This window comes from Halostagnicola kamekurae, from assembly GCF_900116205.1.
GTDB classification, from domain to species: domain Archaea; phylum Halobacteriota; class Halobacteria; order Halobacteriales; family Natrialbaceae; genus Halostagnicola; species Halostagnicola kamekurae.
This window is the reverse complement of sequence record NZ_FOZS01000004.1, coordinates 134,823-153,678: the sequence shown is the minus strand read 5'-3', so window position 1 is coordinate 153,678 and position 18,856 is coordinate 134,823. Positions and strand designations below refer to the sequence as shown.

Here is an 18,856-nt window from a genome sequence, read left to right as displayed (position 1 = left end):
TCGTCCCCTCGAGCGCGCGACGAAGCCGACAGCGGTACCAGAGAGACGCCACGATCTCGAATCAATAGGAACAAGCACAGGGAAATGGATAGGTACCTCTGTTACCTATTGTAGCTATTTTCCCTATTGTTTTGGCGTGATTGCACGTATTCGGACTGTGACCCCGGTACCGGGCCCGAAACAGGGAAAACGCGTCTGTTCTGCACGCGCGTATACTCTAACCGGCGGTCCGATGCCCTGCGCGGATTCGAGAAAGACTGTAGTCCATGCGCCACGACAGGGTTCCAATGCGCTTTCGTCGCAAATCAAGGGTCAGCATCGCGTTGCTCGGACTCGCTGCGCTCGCCGGACTCGCATACGCCCTCCGGTGGCGATCGAATCCGTCACCGTGTCCGTACGCTCAGCGCCACGCGATCGACCTCCCGCGACCGGTCATCACGCGCTCGAGGCTGCGCGACGTGCTCGATCCCCGACCCGATGAGCGCGTGCTCGAAGTCGGTCCGGGAACGGGGTACTACACGGGCACAGTCGCGCGGGCGATCGAACCGTCGGGAACGGTACACGCCGCGGACGTACAATCCGAGATGGTAGCGCACCTCAGAACGCGGATGCGACGGGAAGGGCAGTCGAACGTCGAGCCAATACGCGCCGACGGACGGTCGCTTCCGTACGAGACCGACGAGTTCGACGCCGCGTACCTGGTGCTCGTCCTCGGCGAGATCCCGGATCAGGAGCGTGCGCTCGACGAACTCGAGCGAGTGGTGAAACCCGGCGGTCGCCTCGTCGTCGGCGAATCGCTCCCCGACCCGCACTTCGTCGGATTCGAGCGGCTTCGTCGACGCCTCGAACGGCGAGGGCTGACCTTCGAAACGCGCGTCGGGACGCGAGCGGGATACTTCGCGCGCTTCGAACTGCCCATCTCGGAGCGGTCGACTGCCGCCGAGTAGCCGGAAGCGACGCTCAGAACGGCGTGCTGGATTGCGGTTTTATCTGGTTGCTTGTACTCGAGCGCGTCGTTCGTGCACAGACGGCCAGGTGGTCGTCCGACACGGAGTGTCGATTGAGTGGTACACCATAGATAACCCAATGGGTGTATTGCACAATTCACACAAAGCTTTAAACAGTGTCGAACCGTAGAAGGGGGTGATGACAACCGACGTACGCGACGACGTTTCAGCTCGATCGCCCGACGAGCCGGTCTACATCGACGGGAAGAGCCACCTCGAGGAGGTCACGACGGCGAACGAGGTCGTCCTCGTGGACTTCTACGCCGACTGGTGTGGCCCCTGTCAGATGTTGAATCCCGTCCTCGAGCGGCTGGCGGAGACGACCGACGCCGTAATCGCCAAGGTCGACGTCGACGAACACCAGCAGCTCGCGGCCTCGTTCGGCGTTCGCGGCGTGCCGACGCTCGCCCTCTTCGACGGCGGCGAGCAGGTCGAACAGCAGTCCGGCGCGCTGGCGGAAGACCAACTCCGAACCCTGATCGAGGGATACACCGAATGAACGACGGACCGGACCCACTCGCAGACGTTCGGGACATCGTGATCGTCGGCTCCGGCGTCGCCGGCCTCTCCGCGGCCGTCTACGCCGCTCGAGCCGACCTCGAGCCGCTGGTGCTCGAGGGGCCCGAACCGGGCGGCCAGCTCACGCTGACGACCGACGTCGAAAACTACCTCGGCTTCCCCGAGGGAGTCGGCGGAATGGAGCTGATCCAGAACGGCACGGAACAGGCCGAACGGTTCGGCGCCGAGTTCGCCCACGGAACCGTCGAGAACGCGACGCTCGAGGAACGGCCGTTCGAACTCGCACTCTCGAACGGCGATCGGCTGCGAACGCGCGCGCTGATCGTCGCGAGCGGCGCGAGCGCTCGCTGGGTCGGCGCCGAGAACGAGGACGAGCTGATGGGCTACGGGCTCTCGACGTGTGCGACCTGCGACGGCGCGTTCCACCGCGGCGACGACGTCCTCGTAATCGGCGGCGGCGATTCGGCGATGGAGGAGGCGCTCTTCCTCGCGAAGTTCGCCGACAGCGTGACGATCGTTCACCGCCGCGAGGAGCTACGCGCCTCCGAGATCATGGCCGACCGGGCGCGCGAACACGATGCCATCGAGTTCCACTGGAACACCGAACTCGAGGCACTCCACGGCTCGCGCGAGGAGGGGGTGACCGGGGCGACGCTCGTCTCCCATCCCGACGGCTATCCCAGCGAGAAGCTCGAGTCCGGCGGTGACGTCAATCGAAAGACCGTCGATATCGGCGGCGTGTTCTACGCGGTCGGCCACACACCGAACACCGAGTTTCTCGAGCGGACCGCCGTCGAACGCGACGAGAGCGGCTACCTCGCCACGCGGACAGACGACGCCGGTCGCGGAACGACCGAGACGGCGGTCGAGGGCGTCTTCGCCGCGGGCGACGTCGCCGATCCGGAGTACCAGCAGGCGATCACCGCGGCCGGCACCGGGAGTATGGCCGCCCTCGACGCGGAAGCGTCCCTTGAGACGCTCGAGGTTTCAGGACAGACTGCCCTCGAGCCGACGCCCTAACGGTGGTTTTCGCACCGAAGCAGTACTACGAACAGTAGGTGGCGTGGAATTCATCTCTCCCCACGTTAGCTCTCCTCTCACTAGCATTCTCGTGGTTATCGGTCTGACAAGCGCACAACGGTATCGACCATGAAATCGGCAAGCTTCAGGGGTGTTCCACTGCGAGACCGCACGCTTACTGACTGTGTCTGTCGATACGTTCGCACTGAGGTTCTTTCACTGGAGTTTTGGCACGCCTAAACTTCGAAACTGATTTGTTGGTTTAGGCCAGCCAAAACCACATGGTAGGCGATCCTCCTAAATACAAAACACTGACACGGTGTAACTACGGAAAGGAAAAGAGACCGGGCGTCCGCGATGGACTCCGCGATACCTATTCAGACAATCTGACCTCGGAGCAACATCGAGTACGAGCAAGTCCAAGTGCCATTACAGGAATACCCAAAGTTCCCATATCAGGGATGAAAGAGAGCGGATACGGCGGCGTTTCCTCGTACCCAGTGACCCCGAACGGATCCGCAAACAGTTCGTTGGAGTGGTGACCGAGTAGATGGTAACCGAAACCGCGTCCAACTCCGATTCGAGCGGCTGGCGCGACGAATGGCTGAGTGCCTTCGACGGCTCGCTCATCAGTCTCTGTCTCGGGAGTCTCGTCGTAGTCGTCCTCGGTGGGCTCGTTCAAGTTACGTTCGGTTCGTTCTCGATGACCACCATCGAGGCTTGGCAGGCTGTATTCGACCCCGAAGTCATCTTTAACGTCCAAGCCTGGGAGGCGTTCCTACTCGGAGCCGAGGTTCCAGAGATGAGTCCTGAGAGTCTCATCGTCTGGACGCTCCGACTTCCACGGGTATTGGTCGGCATTATCGTCGGAATGAACCTCGCCGTCTCGGGAGCGATTTTTCAGGCCGTCACCCGGAATGAACTCGCCAGTCCGTTCATCCTCGGCGTCTCCTCCGGTGCGGGGCTGATGATCCTGCTGACGCTCGTCGTCTTCTCGGGACTGGCCGCATTCCTACCGATCATCGCCTCCATGGGCGGCGCGATCGCGTTCCTGATCGTCTACGCCATCGCATGGAAGAACGGTACCTCGCCAGTTCGACTCGTCCTTGCGGGCGTTATCGTCGCCAATATCTTCGGATCGTTTCAGACGGCGCTGTTCTTCTTCGCTGACGACATCGGCGTCGTGCAGTCTGCGATCGCGTGGACCACCGGCTCGCTGACGGGTACCGACTGGGAGCAGGTCCGGATGGCGCTGCCGTGGAGCGCCATGGCGATGCTACTCGCGTTCATCAGCGCCCGCCAACTGAACGTCTTGCTACTCGGTGAGCAGACTGCAAGCTCCCTTGGTATGAGCGTCGAGAAGGTTCGATTCGCCCTCTCCGGCGTCGCAGTACTTGCGGCCGCCGCGAGCATCGCCGTCGCGGGCATCGTCGGCTTCGTCGGCCTCATCGTTCCACACATGGTCCGAAATATCGTGGGAAGCGACTACAAGAAGCTTATAATCGGCTGTTTGTTCGCCGGGCCAGCACTGATGGTTGCCGCCGATGTTGGGGCACGGCTCGCGTTGAGCCCCATCCAGGTCCCAGTCGGCGTCGTGACGGGACTCCTCGGCGGACCGTACTTTCTCTACCTAATGCGCAAGCAAGATCAGATGGGTGAGATCTAACATCGCAGGACGTGAGGACCGACGCACGGACGAACGGCAGCGGTCCAGATGAGACAAATGATTCGATTATCGACAACTGTTGGTCGGTAAATCCGCCGGATAACCGGTCACCGTGACGACAACCCGGAAAGGTTACTTGCTGAAATCACCGCTCGTCCGAGTCAGCTAGTGGATTCGCCACCGTCGTTCGGGGCCACTCGTCTACGTCCCGAAGCCGCATGGCGGTCAGCGGCTTGTGAGCGAGACGCGACGCGAAAAGCGAGTCGCGGTCAGCCGCGATCCAGTCGTCGGGTATCGCCCCATCGGTTGCGAGTCGATCGAACACGCGCTCGCATCGTCCTCTGACGAGAGACCAGCAGTCGGGTCCGGATACGGGCTCGGTCGCGGCTAGTCGGCCAACCAGCTCCCCGAGATGATTCTGGAACAGTGCGTACCAGAGTTTCTCGCGCGCTTCGTCTGGGTCCTGGGTACAGACATCCGACCCTGGATAGAGGTCGATCGAGGCGTCCTCGAGGCGTTGCTCGAGCAATCTAATGTCGCCGAAATCACCGACGAGCGCGCCCACTGGCCGGCCGTCGTCGAACACGATACCCGTGTTCTGAAGGTGGGCCTCCAAGGCGATACCGTGTTTCACGAAAAGCGTCAGCGGTCCTGGAACGACCGCGTCGAGGTAAGCCGAGAGAAAGCCGTCGACGGTCTCGGCCCTGCTCGCGGTCCCCTCACTGTCACCGTACGCATCCAGGAGTGCCGAGAGCACCGATCGATCGCCCGGTGGCGGACACGAGAGAAGGCTCGCGGCGGTCATCACTCGCTCGCCATCATCGACGACCGGGTGACGGTTTGGACTCTGTCTGAGGAGCGCTCCGAGGTGTCGAACGTCGTCGTATCTCGTTCCCTGATAGCGGGAGCCGTCCGGCGGGTAGTAACACGTTGTCGCGGACTCCGGACGGATACCGAAGCGTTCAAACGAAGCCCCCTCACAGGTTCGCTGGAGAAACTGACTCAATTGTGGCCCGTCGGCGACGACGCTCGGCGAGAGGGTTCGGACTGCGTTCGTCGTCTGGATGCCGATCGCGAGCTTGAGATGAGGAGGCGTCGCGATCGCGCTCTCGGCCGGGTCAGGGACGACCGTCCGCAGTGAGAGTAACGGCGAGACCGACCGCGTGTACGACGGGACCGGAACGACGCGATCGTCTCGCCGGGCGACCGCGTAGCGGTCGGGGACGACGTGCCTGAACTGCCATGGGTGGACGGGAACGACGGCGTAGCTATCGGGATCACGATCGGGCGGCACCGCGGCTGCAGTTGCGTCCGCGAGTCCGGGAAACAACTCGTAAAGCCGCTCGGTCAGCGAGGGTCCGCTGTCGGCCACCGAGAGTGTCCACGCCTCGTCGATGGCGACAAAACGGAGCTGGATCGAATCGACGAACTCGGGAGTGAGCGACAGCGCTTCAGTCGCCGACATACCTTGTCGGAGTTTCGCACCAGGATGGATCGGGTGGCCGCCCGATACCAACCGATCGAAGAACGCCATCGAGTCGGCTGCCGAACGCGTCTCTTCCGCCGTCGGCGTCGGCGGTACGTCGAAATCGTCCCACAGCACCCGCCGACCAAGTCGTGCTAACGCGAGGTTCGCAACGCTCTCCCCAATTTCCGATCGGAACCGATCCGCGTCGTCTGCCGTCGGGATGGCGTCCGATCCGTACAGAAGCGAGACGAGTGATTCAGGGGATCCGATAGGTTCGACTCCGTCCGAGCGACACGTCACGGCCCAGCGGCCGAACTCGAATCGGTCGAACCCTCGGATCGAACAGAGAGGTGTGACGACCGTCGCCGCCGCGCTCGGGAACCGGATCAGGAGCAGTTGGTCGGCATCACCGGGATTGGGAAGCTGTTCGGGCATCGCACACAGTTCCGGAACACCCGAGAGGGCGTCGACTTGCTCTGCCAACCCTTCGCTGGCGTCGACCGTCATCGGGTCCGAAATTCCTCGGGGTACGTCGCGAGCCAGTCCGCCGAGCAACCGATCCAATATCGAGCGCCGCGCCGGTACCAGTTCACGCCGATACGCTTCGTCAGCAGGCATCGATAGATTGTGCCGGTCGGCGTAGTACGCCGCCGCGGGCAACACTCGCCGCTCGCAGACCGTCAACGCTGCGTGGGTAAGCGGCGCCGACTCCTCTCTCCCGTCGTGTACCAGGCGTCTCGTCATTGCCCTTTATTTTAGGCCAGCCTAAAAATAGGTTCGGGTCCATTCAGAGCCCAGAGAGCGGATTCCTCACAGGGCGGCGTTCGTTCGTCACTCGTGAGTGATCCACGACTCGGCGGCCCGCTCGAAGAACTCATCAGGTAACGCTTCGATCTCTCCCGCCTGTACCCCCCAGAGGTTCGCGTAGAGGCCGTCCTCAGTCAGAAGCGACTGGTGGGTGCCTCGCTCGACGATCTGACCGTCGTCGAGGACGAGAATTTTGTCCGCGTCCTTGATGGTCGATAGTCGGTGGGCGATCGCGATCGTCGTACGGTTTGCCGTGAGACGATCCAACGATTTTTGGATGAGAGCTTCGGTCTCGGTATCGACTCTCGCAGTCGCCTCATCGAGCACGACAATTGCCGGATCCTGAAGAATGACTCGAGCGAGTGCGATCCGCTGGCGCTGGCCGCCTGAGAGTTTCACGCCGCGCTCTCCCACCTGCGTTTCGTAGCCAGCCGAGAGTCGCTCGACGAACTCGTGGGCCTGAGCGGCCCGCGCAGCGTCGCGGATCTCCCTGTCTGTCGCGTCGAACCGGCCGTATTGGATGTTCTCGGCGATCGTTCCATCGAACAGCACCGTCCCCTGACTAACGTAGCCGACCGCCGACCGGAGACTAGCGAGATCGACGCCTTCCACGTCTTGTCCGTCGATCCGGATGGTCCCCCCGTTGACGTCGTGCAATCGCACGAGTAGCTTCGCGACCGTCGACTTCCCGGCTCCGGTCGGTCCGACCAGCGCGACCGTCTCACCGGTCTCAGCGGTGAAGTCGATCCCGTCGAGGACCTGCTCTCCACCAGGGTAAGCGAACCGGACATCCTCGTAGTCGATCCGCCCATCGACGGCGTCGAGGACGGTTGCATCCGGGGAATCACGGACCCGAATCGGAACATCGAACAGCCCACAGATCCGCTTTCCCGAGGCGCGCGCGTTCTCGTACCAGTCGACGATGTTCGAGAGCTGCGAGAGCGGTGCGGTTAGCTGTTGTGTCAACAGGACGAAGACGACGAAATCGCCGACGCTCAGCTCTCCGGAAAACACGAACGGTGGGCCAGCGAAGACCCAGATGCCACCGACGATGAACGTCGTGAGCAATGCCGTCCCAGTCAGTAGTTTCATCCCTGGACGGTAGATAAACGCCAGCTTCGAGACGGCGACTCGAGCCTCGAACACGTCGCGTGACACCGCTTGCATTTTTTCGTTCTCGTGTAGTTCGGTATTCGCTGTTTTGACCAATTGGATCCCGCTGATGCCGTTTTCGATCTGCGTGTTGAGGTTTCCGATCACCGAGCGGAGCGTCGCGTAACGAGGCTCAACGACTCGCATGAACCACCAAGTGAACGCAAGCAGTAAGGGCACGGCGAGGAGCGTGATCATCGCAAGTTGCGCGTTGGTGTGAAAGAGCACGGCCGAGATACCGATGACGACGGCAAAGATGCGGGTACTTTGACTCAAGCCGTTGTCGAGGAACGTTTCGAGATTCGACGCGTCGTTGTCGAGGACGGACATTATCTCCCCGGTCTGAGTGTTGTCGAAAAACGACATATCGAGACGTTGGAGCCGCTCGTACGCGTCTGTCCGTATCTCGTATAGCATCTTGTAGGCGAAGACGTTCATCGCGACGCCCCGGAGCCACGTCAACACCGCCGTCATCAGGAGCGATGCTGCGACGAGTCCGGCGGACAGCCAAAATTGACCCGTCGGCTCCGAAGGCAGCCACGCGACTGGTACCAGGGGTAGCCGATAAGCGCTCGTCCCCGTGAAGACGGCGTCGATCGTCGTTCCCAAGACGAGCGGTGTCACGAGCGTCGCGCTGTGGGCACCCAAACTAGCGAGCAAGCCCACCACCAACCAGCCAGCCTCCGGTCTCCCATACTTGCGGAACAGCCGAAGCAGAGGACTGGTGACGCGCTTCTGGCAGGTCTCGAATACCCGCTCGTTGCGGTCCTCGTCCGATGTGCTCATACTATCGATCCATCGGTCTGCTGTCGCGAACTGAGGCTCGACCTGCCACTTCGGCCGCTCGCCTGGCTGTTCTCGTCGATGCGCCGCGATAGCTCTCCCGTCTGGCTAGCAATTTCGGGCCCGCTCGCAAGCTCCGCCCGGTTCCCGTGTGGCTCTGTATCCATCGTGGTTAGATGCGGCCGGCGACGATGTCTCTTACGTGCTGTCGGTCAAACAGCTGCTTTTCCGAGGGGATCTCGGGGAATCGTTCGAGTTCGAACGCACCGAACTCGTCGGGATACATCTGCTGTGCGACCAGTTCGGTTTGGAGGAGATTCACCAGCGGTCCTTGCGAACCGAACGCACCCGGGTACACGTTGCCTTCTCGAACGGCGGTGAGTTGGCTTCCGACGGGGTCCTCCTCGAGCGGCCGCACATACTTCTCACGGAACGCCTCCGGAGAGAACGTGTTCTGGTCGCCTGTCATGCCGATTCCCCAGTGGGCGACGAGTATCTCGGGATCGACCTCGAGGAGTTGCTCGTAGCCGATAGTCCCGCCCTGTACGTGTTTTTCCGAGAAGGCGCTACCGACATCGAGATCGCGGTACGGCTTCAACTCGACGCCTTCGACCTGCGTCCGCATCGGATAGAACGTCCCCTCCCTCGGGCTGGACGCGCTGTTGATCAGCCCAATTTCCGGACGCTCCTCAGTTGGCGGGAGCCGGGATTGAATCTCGTCTTGCATGGAGTCGTGAACGTCGGCGAGAGCTTCGTAGCGCTCGCGCTCATCGAACAGGTCCGCGAGCCGCTCGAGCGCTCCATACAGCGAGTACAGCTTGTAGTCGTGCCATTCGCGACGACGAAGTATGTTGTTTCCGAAGAAGGGGGCAACAAGCTCCTTGATATCCTCGGTATCGGATTCGTCCCATGCGTCATCCCAGCCCGTCTTGTGCATGTAGTTTGGATCCATCAGGATGACGTCCGGATCGAGTTCGAAGAACATCTCTTTGTCCCAGTCCGTTTGCGACAGCGACTCAGTCTCCGAAAGCGGCGGTACGTCGAGGCCGAAGGGCTCGAAGAGAAATCCGGGAATCATGTACGCCGAGGTCACGAAGCCGTCCCGCTGGCCGAGCGCGAACGCCATGTCCGCCCACTCTCCGTTATTGACGATGTACGTCTCCGGGATTTCTTCGAAGGTAACGCAACCGGCGGGTTCGATGCAGGCCTCGTGGCTGTTAGTCGACCCATCCGTCGAGTCTGACGTTCCGTCGAGTCCAAAACCCGACGCACACCCCGCGAGTGAAGCACAAAACGCGGTCGTCGTTCCTGTGAACACCTGTCTCCGTGTCAGTCGACTGTCGTCGAGCATGATTTTTAGGCTGGCCTAATACAATTTAGTTCTTTTTATTTTAGGCTGGCCAAAAAGTGCAGTGCCAAACATAGGTTTCAACTCTTTCAGGGCAGATCGGAGAGGGGGTTCGAGAGGGTGCCGTGGGTCGCTACGTCGGGGCGGGTGGTCGCATCCTCGTAGCCATGTCTCACCATCCGATTGCGGTTGAGACAGTACTTTTTGAACCGTGGTCGCTGCAGGTCGATCAGGTCGAACCGGGACTCGAGTTCGGGGAATCGGGTGTGGTAGGCGTCGATAGCGTCGTCGACTTGCTGCCATAACTTCGTCTCCGGGTAACCGCGGTGGCATGCAAGCAGGTCGGCGACGTAGCGGAACACGCCGACGAATAGCGTACCGACGATGCGGTGACACAACGAATCAGGTCGAACCCGGTGAAGGATGTGGTGTTTGTATCGGTCATCGTCCCGCAAGTGATGGGGAAGCACCTCCTCTAGTTCCGGGAAGTCGCGGTCGGTGATGGCGACCTCGTCCACGAAGTCCTTGACCGCGATTCGGGTCGGGACGCCGCTCTCGTGGACTAACACGACGTTCGTCCCGTGTGGCATGAACACGAGTCCGTACTTGTAGAGGTAGTGGAGCAACGGGTGGAGCAGCGTTTCGAGAAACTCGTCGATCCAGCGCTCCAGTTCGAGACCGGCGCGGTCGGCGAGTTTCGCGGCGACCGGCGTCCCGTCGAAGTCTTCGTGGAGGAGTGCGGCGAGCGTGAGCGGCCGCTCGTCTTCGGTCAGCATCGAATTGACGCTCTCGCGCCAGACACACCCGAGTAGCTCGTGGTACTGGTACGGTGCTTCGTCAAATTGCGAAAATTTTGGATGGTCGTAGTTGACGCTGGCAACCTCGCCGGGCAGGAGTAATTCGCACTCTTCGCGGAGGAACCTGTCGCCGTCACGCGTCGACTTGATGAACTCGGTCACCGCCGGCGCCGCCTCAGCTTGCTCTCCTAGAATTCCACGATAGACGTTCGTATTGAGCACTTTGATCGGCAGTTTCACGTGTCGCTTCTCGGGATTGGTGACGTTCGAGAACGTTCGTATCGACTGCTGTGGGAGATACTCGTCGGGCCCTTCCCCGAGCGGGACGATTGCGTCGGTGGCGATGTCCTCGGCGAATAGTTGGACGATGCTGTCGTTCCACTGCCAGTCGTGGACGGGGAGATATAGGTAGTCCGCCGGGTCGAGTCCCGTCTCGTCTAGCTTCCTTCGAAACGCGTCGTAGCGGTCGCCCAACTCGTCTGCTAGGAGAGCCGCGTGATCGAGTCCGTCGACGGCGGTGAACGTTCCGCGTTCGCGACTGACCGCGATCCACGACAGGCGCTGTGGTGTCGTCGACTCGGGCGCGTATTTCAGGTAGTCGTCGTAATCGAACCCGATCCGACCCTTATTGTACGTATACCAGGGATGTCCCTCCATCTCTCCCTCTACCTCGGCATACGGCAAGTCGAGGATCGAAACATCCGTCCGGTCGGTTTTCCCAGCCTCGATATGCGCGTCAGCGACGAGCGTGTTGTCGAACTCGCGGACGAGGTGGGCCGTCGTCGTCGGCTCGATGCCGATATACGTGCGCGCATCAAGCAAGAATTGGATTGGGTCGGTAGCGGGTTGCCACGCGTTATCGCCGTCGCGTCGCCGGATGGTCCCCGGACGAACCCGATAGCTGTCTAGCGGTCGTTCCTGAATCTCAAATCGATACTCGACGCCATCTGTCAGAGTGAGGTGGTACCGTTTCCAGAACTCGCCCGGTTCGGCATCGTCGGCCGAGACGGTCGCCACGGGCTTCGGGGTAAGCACGTCCTCGTACATGAACTCCGCGATGACCTTCTGTAACAGGTTTCGGTTGACGCGTTCCCACACGTCCTCCCTGAACACTGCCTCGATGCGTTCTATGTTATCCATCACGCAGCCCTCCGGAACTCGGTCACTGGGTGGAAGCCGGACGATTCAACGCAGTTTGTGTGCGTAAAACGCAGTTGCATGATTTTTAGGCTAGCCTAAAGAATTATAAATTTTTGGTACGTGATAACCGAGATAGAGGTCGAACGCGTCCTCAGTTGCGAAAAGTGCAGCGAGGAGACGACACTCATGGGAAGTTTTTTAGGCTGACCTAAAATACCTGCTGGTACGAGATCACGAATGACAGACACGAACTCTACCGGTGATGAGTGGATGGATGCCAGCGTCGACCTCGTCCGGCTCCTATTTGTCACCCAAAGCGGCGCGGTTCGAACGCACGCCGTCGAGGCATCTACGGTCGACGCCGCCGTCTCGTCCGGCGTGCCAGTTTCCGAACTGGTACAAACTTACAACGCATTGGGGCGTCGGGACAAGGACGGCCGCTTCGACGCCGCAGGCGAGGTCAGGCTTCGGCCGGACCCGTCCACGTTCCGTGCGCTGCCATACGCTGACCGAACCGGAGCGATGCTGTGTGACATCGAGACGCTCGATGGCGACCCCTGGACGGTCGACCCCAGGTCGTCGCTTCGGTCGGTCAAACGCGATCTCGAGCACAAAGGACTCTCCCCGGTGATCGCCTTCGAGAGCGAGTTTCACCTGTTCGAACGGCTCGAGGACGGAGAGACTCGACGAGTCGACGAACGGGGCGCGTACGCAACGGCGAGCACACGCGAAACGCACGAAACGATCCTGGGCATCGTCGACGCACTCGCGACACAGGACATCCCGGTGAAAAAGTACTATCCGGAGTACGCTGCCGGGAAACACGAGGTGGTCACGGGTCACCGGCCGAGCATTCGTGCTGCCGACGAACACGTCCTCCTCAGGGAAACTGTCGAAAGCGTCGCCCGATTGCACGACTACCACTCGACGTTCGTCCCGAAACCGTTCGACAACTCGACGAACGGCTGTCATATTCATATCTCGTTGTGGGATGACGGCAACGTCCTCTATAACCCGGCCCGGGAGGGTTTGAGTCGGATCGGACGTCAGTTCGTCGCCGGCGTCCTGGACAACGCGCCGGCCCTCTGTGCACTCGCGGCACCGACTGCCAACTCCTACGCCCGACTGCGGCCACAGATCGGCGCGGCGGCGTTCGTCTGCTGGGGCCAAGAGAACCGTGAGGCGCTCGTTCGGATCCCCGCGCCAGACCCCGACGATTCCGAGGGATCGACACGACTGGAATTTCGCGCCGCGGACAACACCGCGAATCCATACCTCGCCCTCACGGGGCTTCTCGCAGCGGGGCTCGACGGCATCCAGCGCGAACTCGAGCCGCCCGAACAGCTCGGTGTCGACCCGGGGAGCCTCTCCGCGTCCGAGCGCACAAGGCGAGACATCGACCGACTCCCACGAACGCTCGGCCAAGCGCTCGACGCGCTGGCAGCGAACGAAACCATGCGCGACGTGCTCGGATCGGAGCTGTTCGAGACGTATCTGGGCGTCAAACGGAGTCACTGGGAGTCGTTCACCAGAAGTGCTAATTCGTGGCAACGGGACCGACTCCGGCGAGTCTACTGATCGGATCCGAGACGTCAAGGGGGCAGACGAGACCTCATTCTGACGAAACGGGTTTGCCCGAACCAGTAGATTTTTAAATTTTTAGGCTAGCCTAAAATTGGAGCGATGCAAACTGATAAATCCAACCATCGACGTGATTCATCGAATATACCATCGAGGTACGACCACTCGAACGAGCGACTCAGGCGGAGCCAGACAGAACGCGAATCGTGCGCTCGGACGTATCCGCGCTCACTGCCGTTCGCCGTCGAACGGGCACGGGGTATCGAACTCATTGACGCAGACGGCGAGCGATACATCGATTGTCTCGCCGGAGCAGGGACGCTCGTCCTCGGACACAACCATCCGAAAGTAATCCGAGAGGTAGAGCGGTTGCTCGCCGAAGATCGCCCACTGCACACACTCGACATTACGACACCGGAGAAGGAGGCCTTCGTGGACGCGCTGTTCGACAGCCTCCCGGACGAGTTCACCGACACCGCCAAGGTCCAGTTCTGTTCACCCGCGGGCACCGACGCGGTCGAGGCGGCGCTCAAGCTCGTCAAGACCGCCACGGGTAACCGAAGCGTCCTCGGATTTCAGGGCGGCTATCACGGCATGACCGCCGGCGCTCTCAGTTTGATGGGCGACACTGGGGCGAAAGAACCAGTTCACGGACTGCCCTCCAACGTCCATCACCTCCCGTATCCGGACCTGTACCGCCACCCGTTCGGCCTCGACGATGGGGACCACGAGCCAGTGAGCCAGTTCGTCGAACGCGTCGTCACAGACCCGGCGAGCGGCGTCACCGACCCCGCTGGGACCATCGTCGAACTGGTGCAAGGCGAGGGCGGCGTGAATCCGGCGCCCGACGAGTGGGTTCGGGAGTTACGTCGAATCACGTCCGAGCACGATGTCCCGCTGATCGTCGACGAAATCCAAACTGGGATGGGCCGAACCGGCGAGACCTGGGCGTTCGAGCACGCGGACATCATCCCGGACGTCCTCACCTGTTCGAAGGCGATCGGCGGTGGCCTGCCGCTCGCTGTCGTGGTGTATGACGAATCATTAGACGAGTGGGAACCGGGTGCACACGCCGGCACATTCAGGGGCCATCAGCTGGCGATGGCTGCGGGCCGCGTGACTATCGAACACGTACTCGAGAACGACCTCGACAAGCACGCCGCCGAGGTTGGTACGCGACTGCGATCGCATCTGCACGAGCTCACATCGGAGTTCGACGTCGTCGGAGACGTTCGCGGGCGCGGTTTGATGCTCGGCGTCGAGTTTGTCGAGCCGAACGCACCCGACGACGAAAGGCCACAGCCCGACGGCAACCTCGCATCGGCCGTCCAAGCGGCGTGTTTCGAGCGTCGACTCGTCATCGAGACCGGCGGCCGCGACTCCGCAGTCGCCCGGTTCCTTCCACCGCTGACCATCAGCCACGACCAGGTCGACGAGGTCGGAACCCGCTTCCGCGAAGCCGTCGAAGCCGCGGTCACTGACCGCTCGGGAGGGGCAACGTGAGTTCGTACGAACTAGGTGGGCCTGAGGACGACACCTCCACGGACGCAGCCGCCCGCTCCGATGTGCTGGCGCTAGCTGAGCGGTCATTCCTCGGGACACCGACGGGCAACGACGCCTACGCCGCCGCGATGGATGGCTGTCGCGAGGCGGTACTCTCGACGGTCGGTGACACTGACGAACCGTACGCTGGCACGACGTACGCCGCCCTCCGCGAGACGCTCGACCGTGATACCTTGCCCGAAACCGGGAATGATCTCGAGGAGGTGCTCGATGACATCACGACGGACGTGCTCGCGAAGTCGGTGTTCCCGAGCGACGACTCCTGTATCGCCCACCTCCACTGTCCACCGATGATCCCGGGATTGGCTGCTGAGGCGTTGCTCTCTGCACTCAACCAATCGCTCGATTCGTTCGACCAGTCGCCTGCTGGGACTGTCATAGAAGAACGGCTGATCGGCGACCTCGCGTCACTGTTCGATCTCGGAGCCGATGCCGATGGCGTCGTCACCACCGGTGGTACCCAGTCGAACTTTCAGGGACTGCTTGTCGCCCGCGAGCGGTACGTACGCGACGAGTTCGACCGTTCGGCAGCGGGCCGGGGACTCCCACCCGAAGCCGAATCGATGCGGGTACTGACCTCCGCGGACGCACACTTCACCGTCGCGCAGGCGGCCGCCCAGATCGGTCTCGGAGAGGACGCCGTCGTTGCGGTGCCGACGGATGACCGACACCGGATCGACCCTGACGAGTTAGCAGAAACGCTGGATCGGCTGAAACGGGCCGGCGAACGACCGTTTGCCCTCGTGGGCACGGCCGGGACGACCGACTTCGGGAGCGTCGATCCGCTCGACACGCTCGCGGATCTCGCCGAGGACTACGGCCTCTGGTACCACGTCGACGCCGCGCTCGGCGGTGCGCTCGCGGTGAGCGAGCGCCACGTCGGGACGCTCGATGGGATCGAACGCGCCGACTCGCTGGCCGTCGACTTCCACAAGCTACTCTTCCAGCCGATTGCCTGCGGAGCCTTCCTGTTGGCCGACAAGAGTGAGTACGATCTCCTGAGTCGCAACGCCGCCTATCTCAATCCGGAGACGGATAGCGTCCCGAACCTCGTCTCGAAGTCGGTCCAGACGACGCGCCGGTTCGACGCGCTCAAACCGTACGTCGCGTTTCGGACGCTCGGCCGGGAAGGAATGGCTTCGCTCATCGACCGAACGATCCACCTCGCGGATCGGACCGCGGCGATGGTCCGATCTGATCCGGCGATGGAACTCGCGTGTGCTCCGACGATCAACGTCGTCACGTTCCGGTACGTGCCACAGCAGAATGATTCCTCGTCCCCCAAGTGGGTCGACCGCGTCAATCGTCGCGCCCGCGATCGACTCTTCACGTCCGGCGACGGCGTCGTCGCTCGCACCGAAGTCGATGGCCGTGCGTATCTCAAGGTCACGTTGATGAACCCCCAGACGACCGTCGACGACATCCGGGAGGTCCTGCTCGCCCTGAAAGGCCACGCTGCCCGGGCTGCGGCGCAGTCGAACGCACGCGACATCAGCGGCGGGCGCGACACCGACGCCGTCCGCGGGCAATTCGAAGAGGTGCACCGATGACGGGTGTTGGCGCCGGCTGCGAGACACCATCCGAACACGCCGAGTCCGCGACACTGCACGCGTTCCTTAACTGCTACCTCCGGGAGACGGACACCGCATCGGTCGTCGAAGCGGAGACTTCACTGCCAGGAGTCGGCGTCGAGGGCACGGTCGCACACGCTCCCTTGAAGCACCACGGTGTCGAGGTCGTCGCACCGCTGCGCTACGAGTCGGCGACGGGACGGCACCTGTTCGACAAGCCGGTCTATGCGCGCTCCGACGACCGGGAGTTGCAGCCGATCGACGCCGCCTCGCTCGCAGCGCTTGCGAGGCGGGAACTGGTTCTGTCGACCGAGGCCGCCGACTCGACAGCCGGAACGGATCTACTCCGGCGCGTGCTCGCCTCGCGGCGAAAGATCGAACGTCTCGTCGACGAACGTAACGACTTCGATCGTCTGTACGGTCCGGAAACGACGTTCCGCGACGCCGAGCAGTCTCTCGTCTACGGCCACCACTTCCACCCGGCTCCCAAGAGCCTCGAGGGGATAGTCGACCACGACCTCTCGACGTACGCGCCGGAACTCCGCGGTGCGTTTCAACTCCGATACTTCGCGAGCGACCCGCATCTTATCACCGGCTGGTCCGCCCGTAACGCGGGACCGACGGAGTGGATCGCTGACGCGCTCAAAGCAGCCGAAGCGACCCTCCCGTCCGAGGCTGAGAGAGCGCTCGCATCGGACCGGGCGGTCATTCCGGTCCATCCGTGGCAAGCGGAGTGGCTCTCCGCACAGCCACACGTCCAGCGGGCGCTCGAACGCGGGTCGATCACCGACCTCGGAACGTTCGGGCCGACGGTGTACCCCACATCGTCAGTTCGGACGCTCTGGACGTCCGAGTTGCCGTTCATGGTGAAGACATCACTCGCTGTCGAGATAACGAACGCGGAGCGGACCAGTAAGGTGTCGGAACTCGAGCTCGGCGTCGCCGTGACGCGACTCCTCGAGGCCGGTCTCGCCGATCGAATCGACGAGTCGTTCCCGCGATTCGCGGTCGTCCGTGATCCGGCTGCACTGACAGTCGACATCGGCGCCGGTCCGGAGTCTGGATTCGAGACTGTGCTCAGAGAAAATCCGTTTCGCGGAGACGACGCGAACGACGTTTCCCCGGTCGTCGCGCTCTGTCAGGACGGTATCGACGGCCCATCGCGTATCGCTCGCCTCATCCGTGCCCTCGCGGACCGGTCGGGACGGCCCACGAGTGCCGTCGCCCGCGAGTGGTTCCGCGAGTATCTGGCCGTCACCGTCGAGCCCGTACTGTGGACCTACTTCGAACTCGGGCTCGGATTCGAAGCCCACCAGCAGAACACGCTCGTCCGACTCGACGAGGACGGCTGGCCGGTCGAGGGGTTCTACCGCGACAACGAAGGGTTTTACGTCCCGGAATCGCGCCGTGAAACCGTCGACGCGGTGTGTCCCGGCGTCACCGACCAAATTGAGACCGTCTGTCCGGACACGACCGCCGACGACTGTGTCCGATACTACGTCGTTCTCAACAACGCATTTGGAGTGATCAACGCCCTCGGCATTGCCGGTCTCGCCGACGAAACGGCCCTTCTAGATGTGCTCCGCGAATCACTGGTCGGCCTCGAAGCGTACGAACCGTCCGAATCGGCGCTGATCAGCAAGCTGCTCGACGACCGCCGCGTTCCCTGCAAGGGGAACCTCCGGACCCGCTTCGAGGACCGCGATGAACTAGCGGCACCGCTTGAGGCGGAATCCGTCTACATCGACATCGAGAATCCACTGGTCACGCGGCTGTGACTGATTCGCGCGACTCACGTTCCGTCTCGCTCGAGCGGATGCAGGTAGCCCGGAACCCTTCGAACGCGAGCCAGCGGTGGGCGGCGACGCCACGAGAAGATCAAATCGGCGGTATTTTCGTCGGTCTGTGCCGGGATCGACCACAACTGAAACCGCCAGCAGTACGTGTATGTACACGTATATCGTAGGGCTCTCGTGGATCTCTCCGCCACCAGAAACTGCAACTGTCTCGCCGCTCGCCGCCGGGCTCGAGCGATAACACGCCGCTACGACGAGAGGCTTCGCCCCCACGGACTCCAGTCGACACAGTTCTCCGTCCTCGCTGCGCTGGCGCTTACGGGACCGACCCCGCTTGGGGAACTCGCCGACCGGCTCGGCCTGGAGCGGACGACGCTCACCCGGAGCGCGAATCGGATGGAAGCCGAGGGGTGGATCGCAGACGCCGAGTCGGCCGACGCCAGGGTCCGTCGCCTGACGCTGACCCGGGCCGGTCGCGAGAAAATCGAGCGCGCTTACCCCGCCTGGAAGGCGGTACAGGACGAGATCGACGAGGAAACGCAGCTGGAGGCGGAGTGACGCCACGAACGGAGAGACGACAATGACACCGATTACGCGGCTACCCCGACCGGGAACGCGACCGAACGCCTCGACGAAGA

At 62.3% G+C, this 18,856-nt stretch carries 13 protein-coding genes; 9 read left to right on the top strand and 4 right to left on the bottom strand.

Features of this window, described 5'->3' with window-relative positions; all coding sequences use genetic code 11:
- Positions 1-287: 287 nt before the first annotated feature.
- The 4 genes from BM348_RS16960 (at position 288) to BM348_RS16945 (ending at position 4,212) form a co-directional block, all read left to right on the top strand.
- Positions 288-947 carry a class I SAM-dependent methyltransferase gene (locus BM348_RS16960; RefSeq protein ID WP_092906724.1) on the top strand — a complete coding sequence of 220 codons (660 nt, stop codon included), beginning with the start codon at positions 288-290 and terminating at the stop codon, positions 945-947.
- 199 nt (positions 948-1,146) lie between these two features.
- Positions 1,147-1,506 carry a thioredoxin gene (gene trxA, locus BM348_RS16955; RefSeq protein ID WP_092906722.1) on the top strand — a complete coding sequence of 120 codons (360 nt, stop codon included), beginning with the start codon at positions 1,147-1,149 and terminating at the stop codon, positions 1,504-1,506.
- Positions 1,503-2,546: an NAD(P)/FAD-dependent oxidoreductase gene (locus BM348_RS16950; RefSeq protein WP_092906720.1), complete on the top strand. Its 1,044-nt coding sequence runs from the start codon at positions 1,503-1,505 to the stop codon at positions 2,544-2,546. Before trxA ends, BM348_RS16950 begins: the two co-directional genes overlap by 4 nt.
- A 550-nt stretch (positions 2,547-3,096) precedes the next feature.
- Complete coding sequence (locus BM348_RS16945) at positions 3,097-4,212, top strand: FecCD family ABC transporter permease (protein WP_092906718.1); 1,116 nt, start codon at positions 3,097-3,099, stop codon at positions 4,210-4,212.
- Between the two features lie 145 nt (positions 4,213-4,357).
- Here the strand turns inward: BM348_RS16945 and BM348_RS16940 are convergent, their stop codons facing one another.
- From BM348_RS16940 to BM348_RS16925, 4 genes are all read right to left on the bottom strand, one after another.
- Positions 4,358-6,424 carry an IucA/IucC family protein gene (locus tag BM348_RS16940; protein ID WP_092906716.1) on the bottom strand — a complete coding sequence of 689 codons (2,067 nt, stop codon included), beginning with the start codon at positions 6,422-6,424 and terminating at the stop codon, positions 4,358-4,360.
- An 87-nt stretch (positions 6,425-6,511) separates the two neighbouring features.
- A complete protein-coding gene (locus tag BM348_RS16935) occupies positions 6,512-8,425 on the bottom strand; it encodes an ABC transporter ATP-binding protein (protein WP_092906715.1) in 1,914 nt (637 codons plus the stop codon).
- A 169-nt stretch (positions 8,426-8,594) separates the two neighbouring features.
- Entirely contained in the window at positions 8,595-9,773 is a 1,179-nt protein-coding gene (locus BM348_RS16930) for an ABC transporter substrate-binding protein (protein WP_092906713.1), read from the bottom strand.
- Positions 9,774-9,859: 86 nt separating this feature from the next.
- The gene (locus BM348_RS16925) at positions 9,860-11,707 is read right to left on the bottom strand and encodes an IucA/IucC family protein (protein WP_092906710.1); all 1,848 of its coding nucleotides are present in this window, start codon (positions 11,705-11,707) and stop codon (positions 9,860-9,862) included.
- A gap of 237 nt (positions 11,708-11,944) precedes the next feature.
- Between BM348_RS16925 and glnA2 the strand changes: the two genes are divergently transcribed.
- The 5 genes from glnA2 to BM348_RS16900 all read left to right on the top strand — a co-directional run bounded on the left by glnA2 (position 11,945) and on the right by BM348_RS16900 (position 18,776).
- The gene (gene glnA2, locus BM348_RS16920; protein ID WP_092906708.1) at positions 11,945-13,285 is read left to right on the top strand and encodes a gamma-glutamylputrescine synthetase; all 1,341 of its coding nucleotides are present in this window, start codon (positions 11,945-11,947) and stop codon (positions 13,283-13,285) included.
- A 105-nt stretch (positions 13,286-13,390) separates the two neighbouring features.
- Entirely contained in the window at positions 13,391-14,791 is a 1,401-nt protein-coding gene (locus BM348_RS16915) for a diaminobutyrate--2-oxoglutarate transaminase family protein (protein ID WP_092906706.1), read from the top strand.
- Positions 14,788-16,401, top strand: coding sequence for a pyridoxal phosphate-dependent decarboxylase family protein (locus BM348_RS16910; protein ID WP_245779515.1), 1,614 nt, complete (start codon positions 14,788-14,790; stop codon positions 16,399-16,401). Before BM348_RS16915 ends, BM348_RS16910 begins: the two co-directional genes overlap by 4 nt.
- Positions 16,398-18,200, top strand: a complete 1,803-nt coding sequence (locus BM348_RS16905) for an IucA/IucC family protein (RefSeq protein WP_092906704.1) — start codon at positions 16,398-16,400, stop codon at positions 18,198-18,200. The genes BM348_RS16910 and BM348_RS16905 overlap by 4 nt, the downstream gene beginning before the upstream one ends.
- Before the next feature lie 195 nt (positions 18,201-18,395).
- Entirely contained in the window at positions 18,396-18,776 is a 381-nt protein-coding gene (locus BM348_RS16900) for a MarR family winged helix-turn-helix transcriptional regulator (RefSeq protein WP_175507230.1), read from the top strand.
- The last annotated feature ends 80 nt before the right edge of the window (positions 18,777-18,856 follow it).

Coding starts and splice junctions, on each gene's coding strand:
- BM348_RS16935 (WP_092906715.1), bottom strand. CDS start 8,425: ATGAGCACATCGGACGAGGACCGCAACGAGCGGGTATTCGAGACCTGC.
- BM348_RS16905 (WP_092906704.1), top strand. CDS start 16,398: ATGACGGGTGTTGGCGCCGGCTGCGAGACACCATCCGAACACGCCGAG.
- BM348_RS16945 (WP_092906718.1), top strand. CDS start 3,097: ATGGTAACCGAAACCGCGTCCAACTCCGATTCGAGCGGCTGGCGCGAC.
- BM348_RS16940 (WP_092906716.1), bottom strand. CDS start 6,424: ATGACGAGACGCCTGGTACACGACGGGAGAGAGGAGTCGGCGCCGCTT.
- glnA2 (WP_092906708.1), top strand. CDS start 11,945: ATGACAGACACGAACTCTACCGGTGATGAGTGGATGGATGCCAGCGTC.
- BM348_RS16915 (WP_092906706.1), top strand. CDS start 13,391: ATGCAAACTGATAAATCCAACCATCGACGTGATTCATCGAATATACCA.
- BM348_RS16950 (WP_092906720.1), top strand. CDS start 1,503: ATGAACGACGGACCGGACCCACTCGCAGACGTTCGGGACATCGTGATC.
- BM348_RS16930 (WP_092906713.1), bottom strand. CDS start 9,773: ATGCTCGACGACAGTCGACTGACACGGAGACAGGTGTTCACAGGAACG.
- BM348_RS16960 (WP_092906724.1), top strand. CDS start 288: ATGCGCTTTCGTCGCAAATCAAGGGTCAGCATCGCGTTGCTCGGACTC.
- trxA (WP_092906722.1), top strand. CDS start 1,147: ATGACAACCGACGTACGCGACGACGTTTCAGCTCGATCGCCCGACGAG.
- BM348_RS16925 (WP_092906710.1), bottom strand. CDS start 11,707: ATGGATAACATAGAACGCATCGAGGCAGTGTTCAGGGAGGACGTGTGG.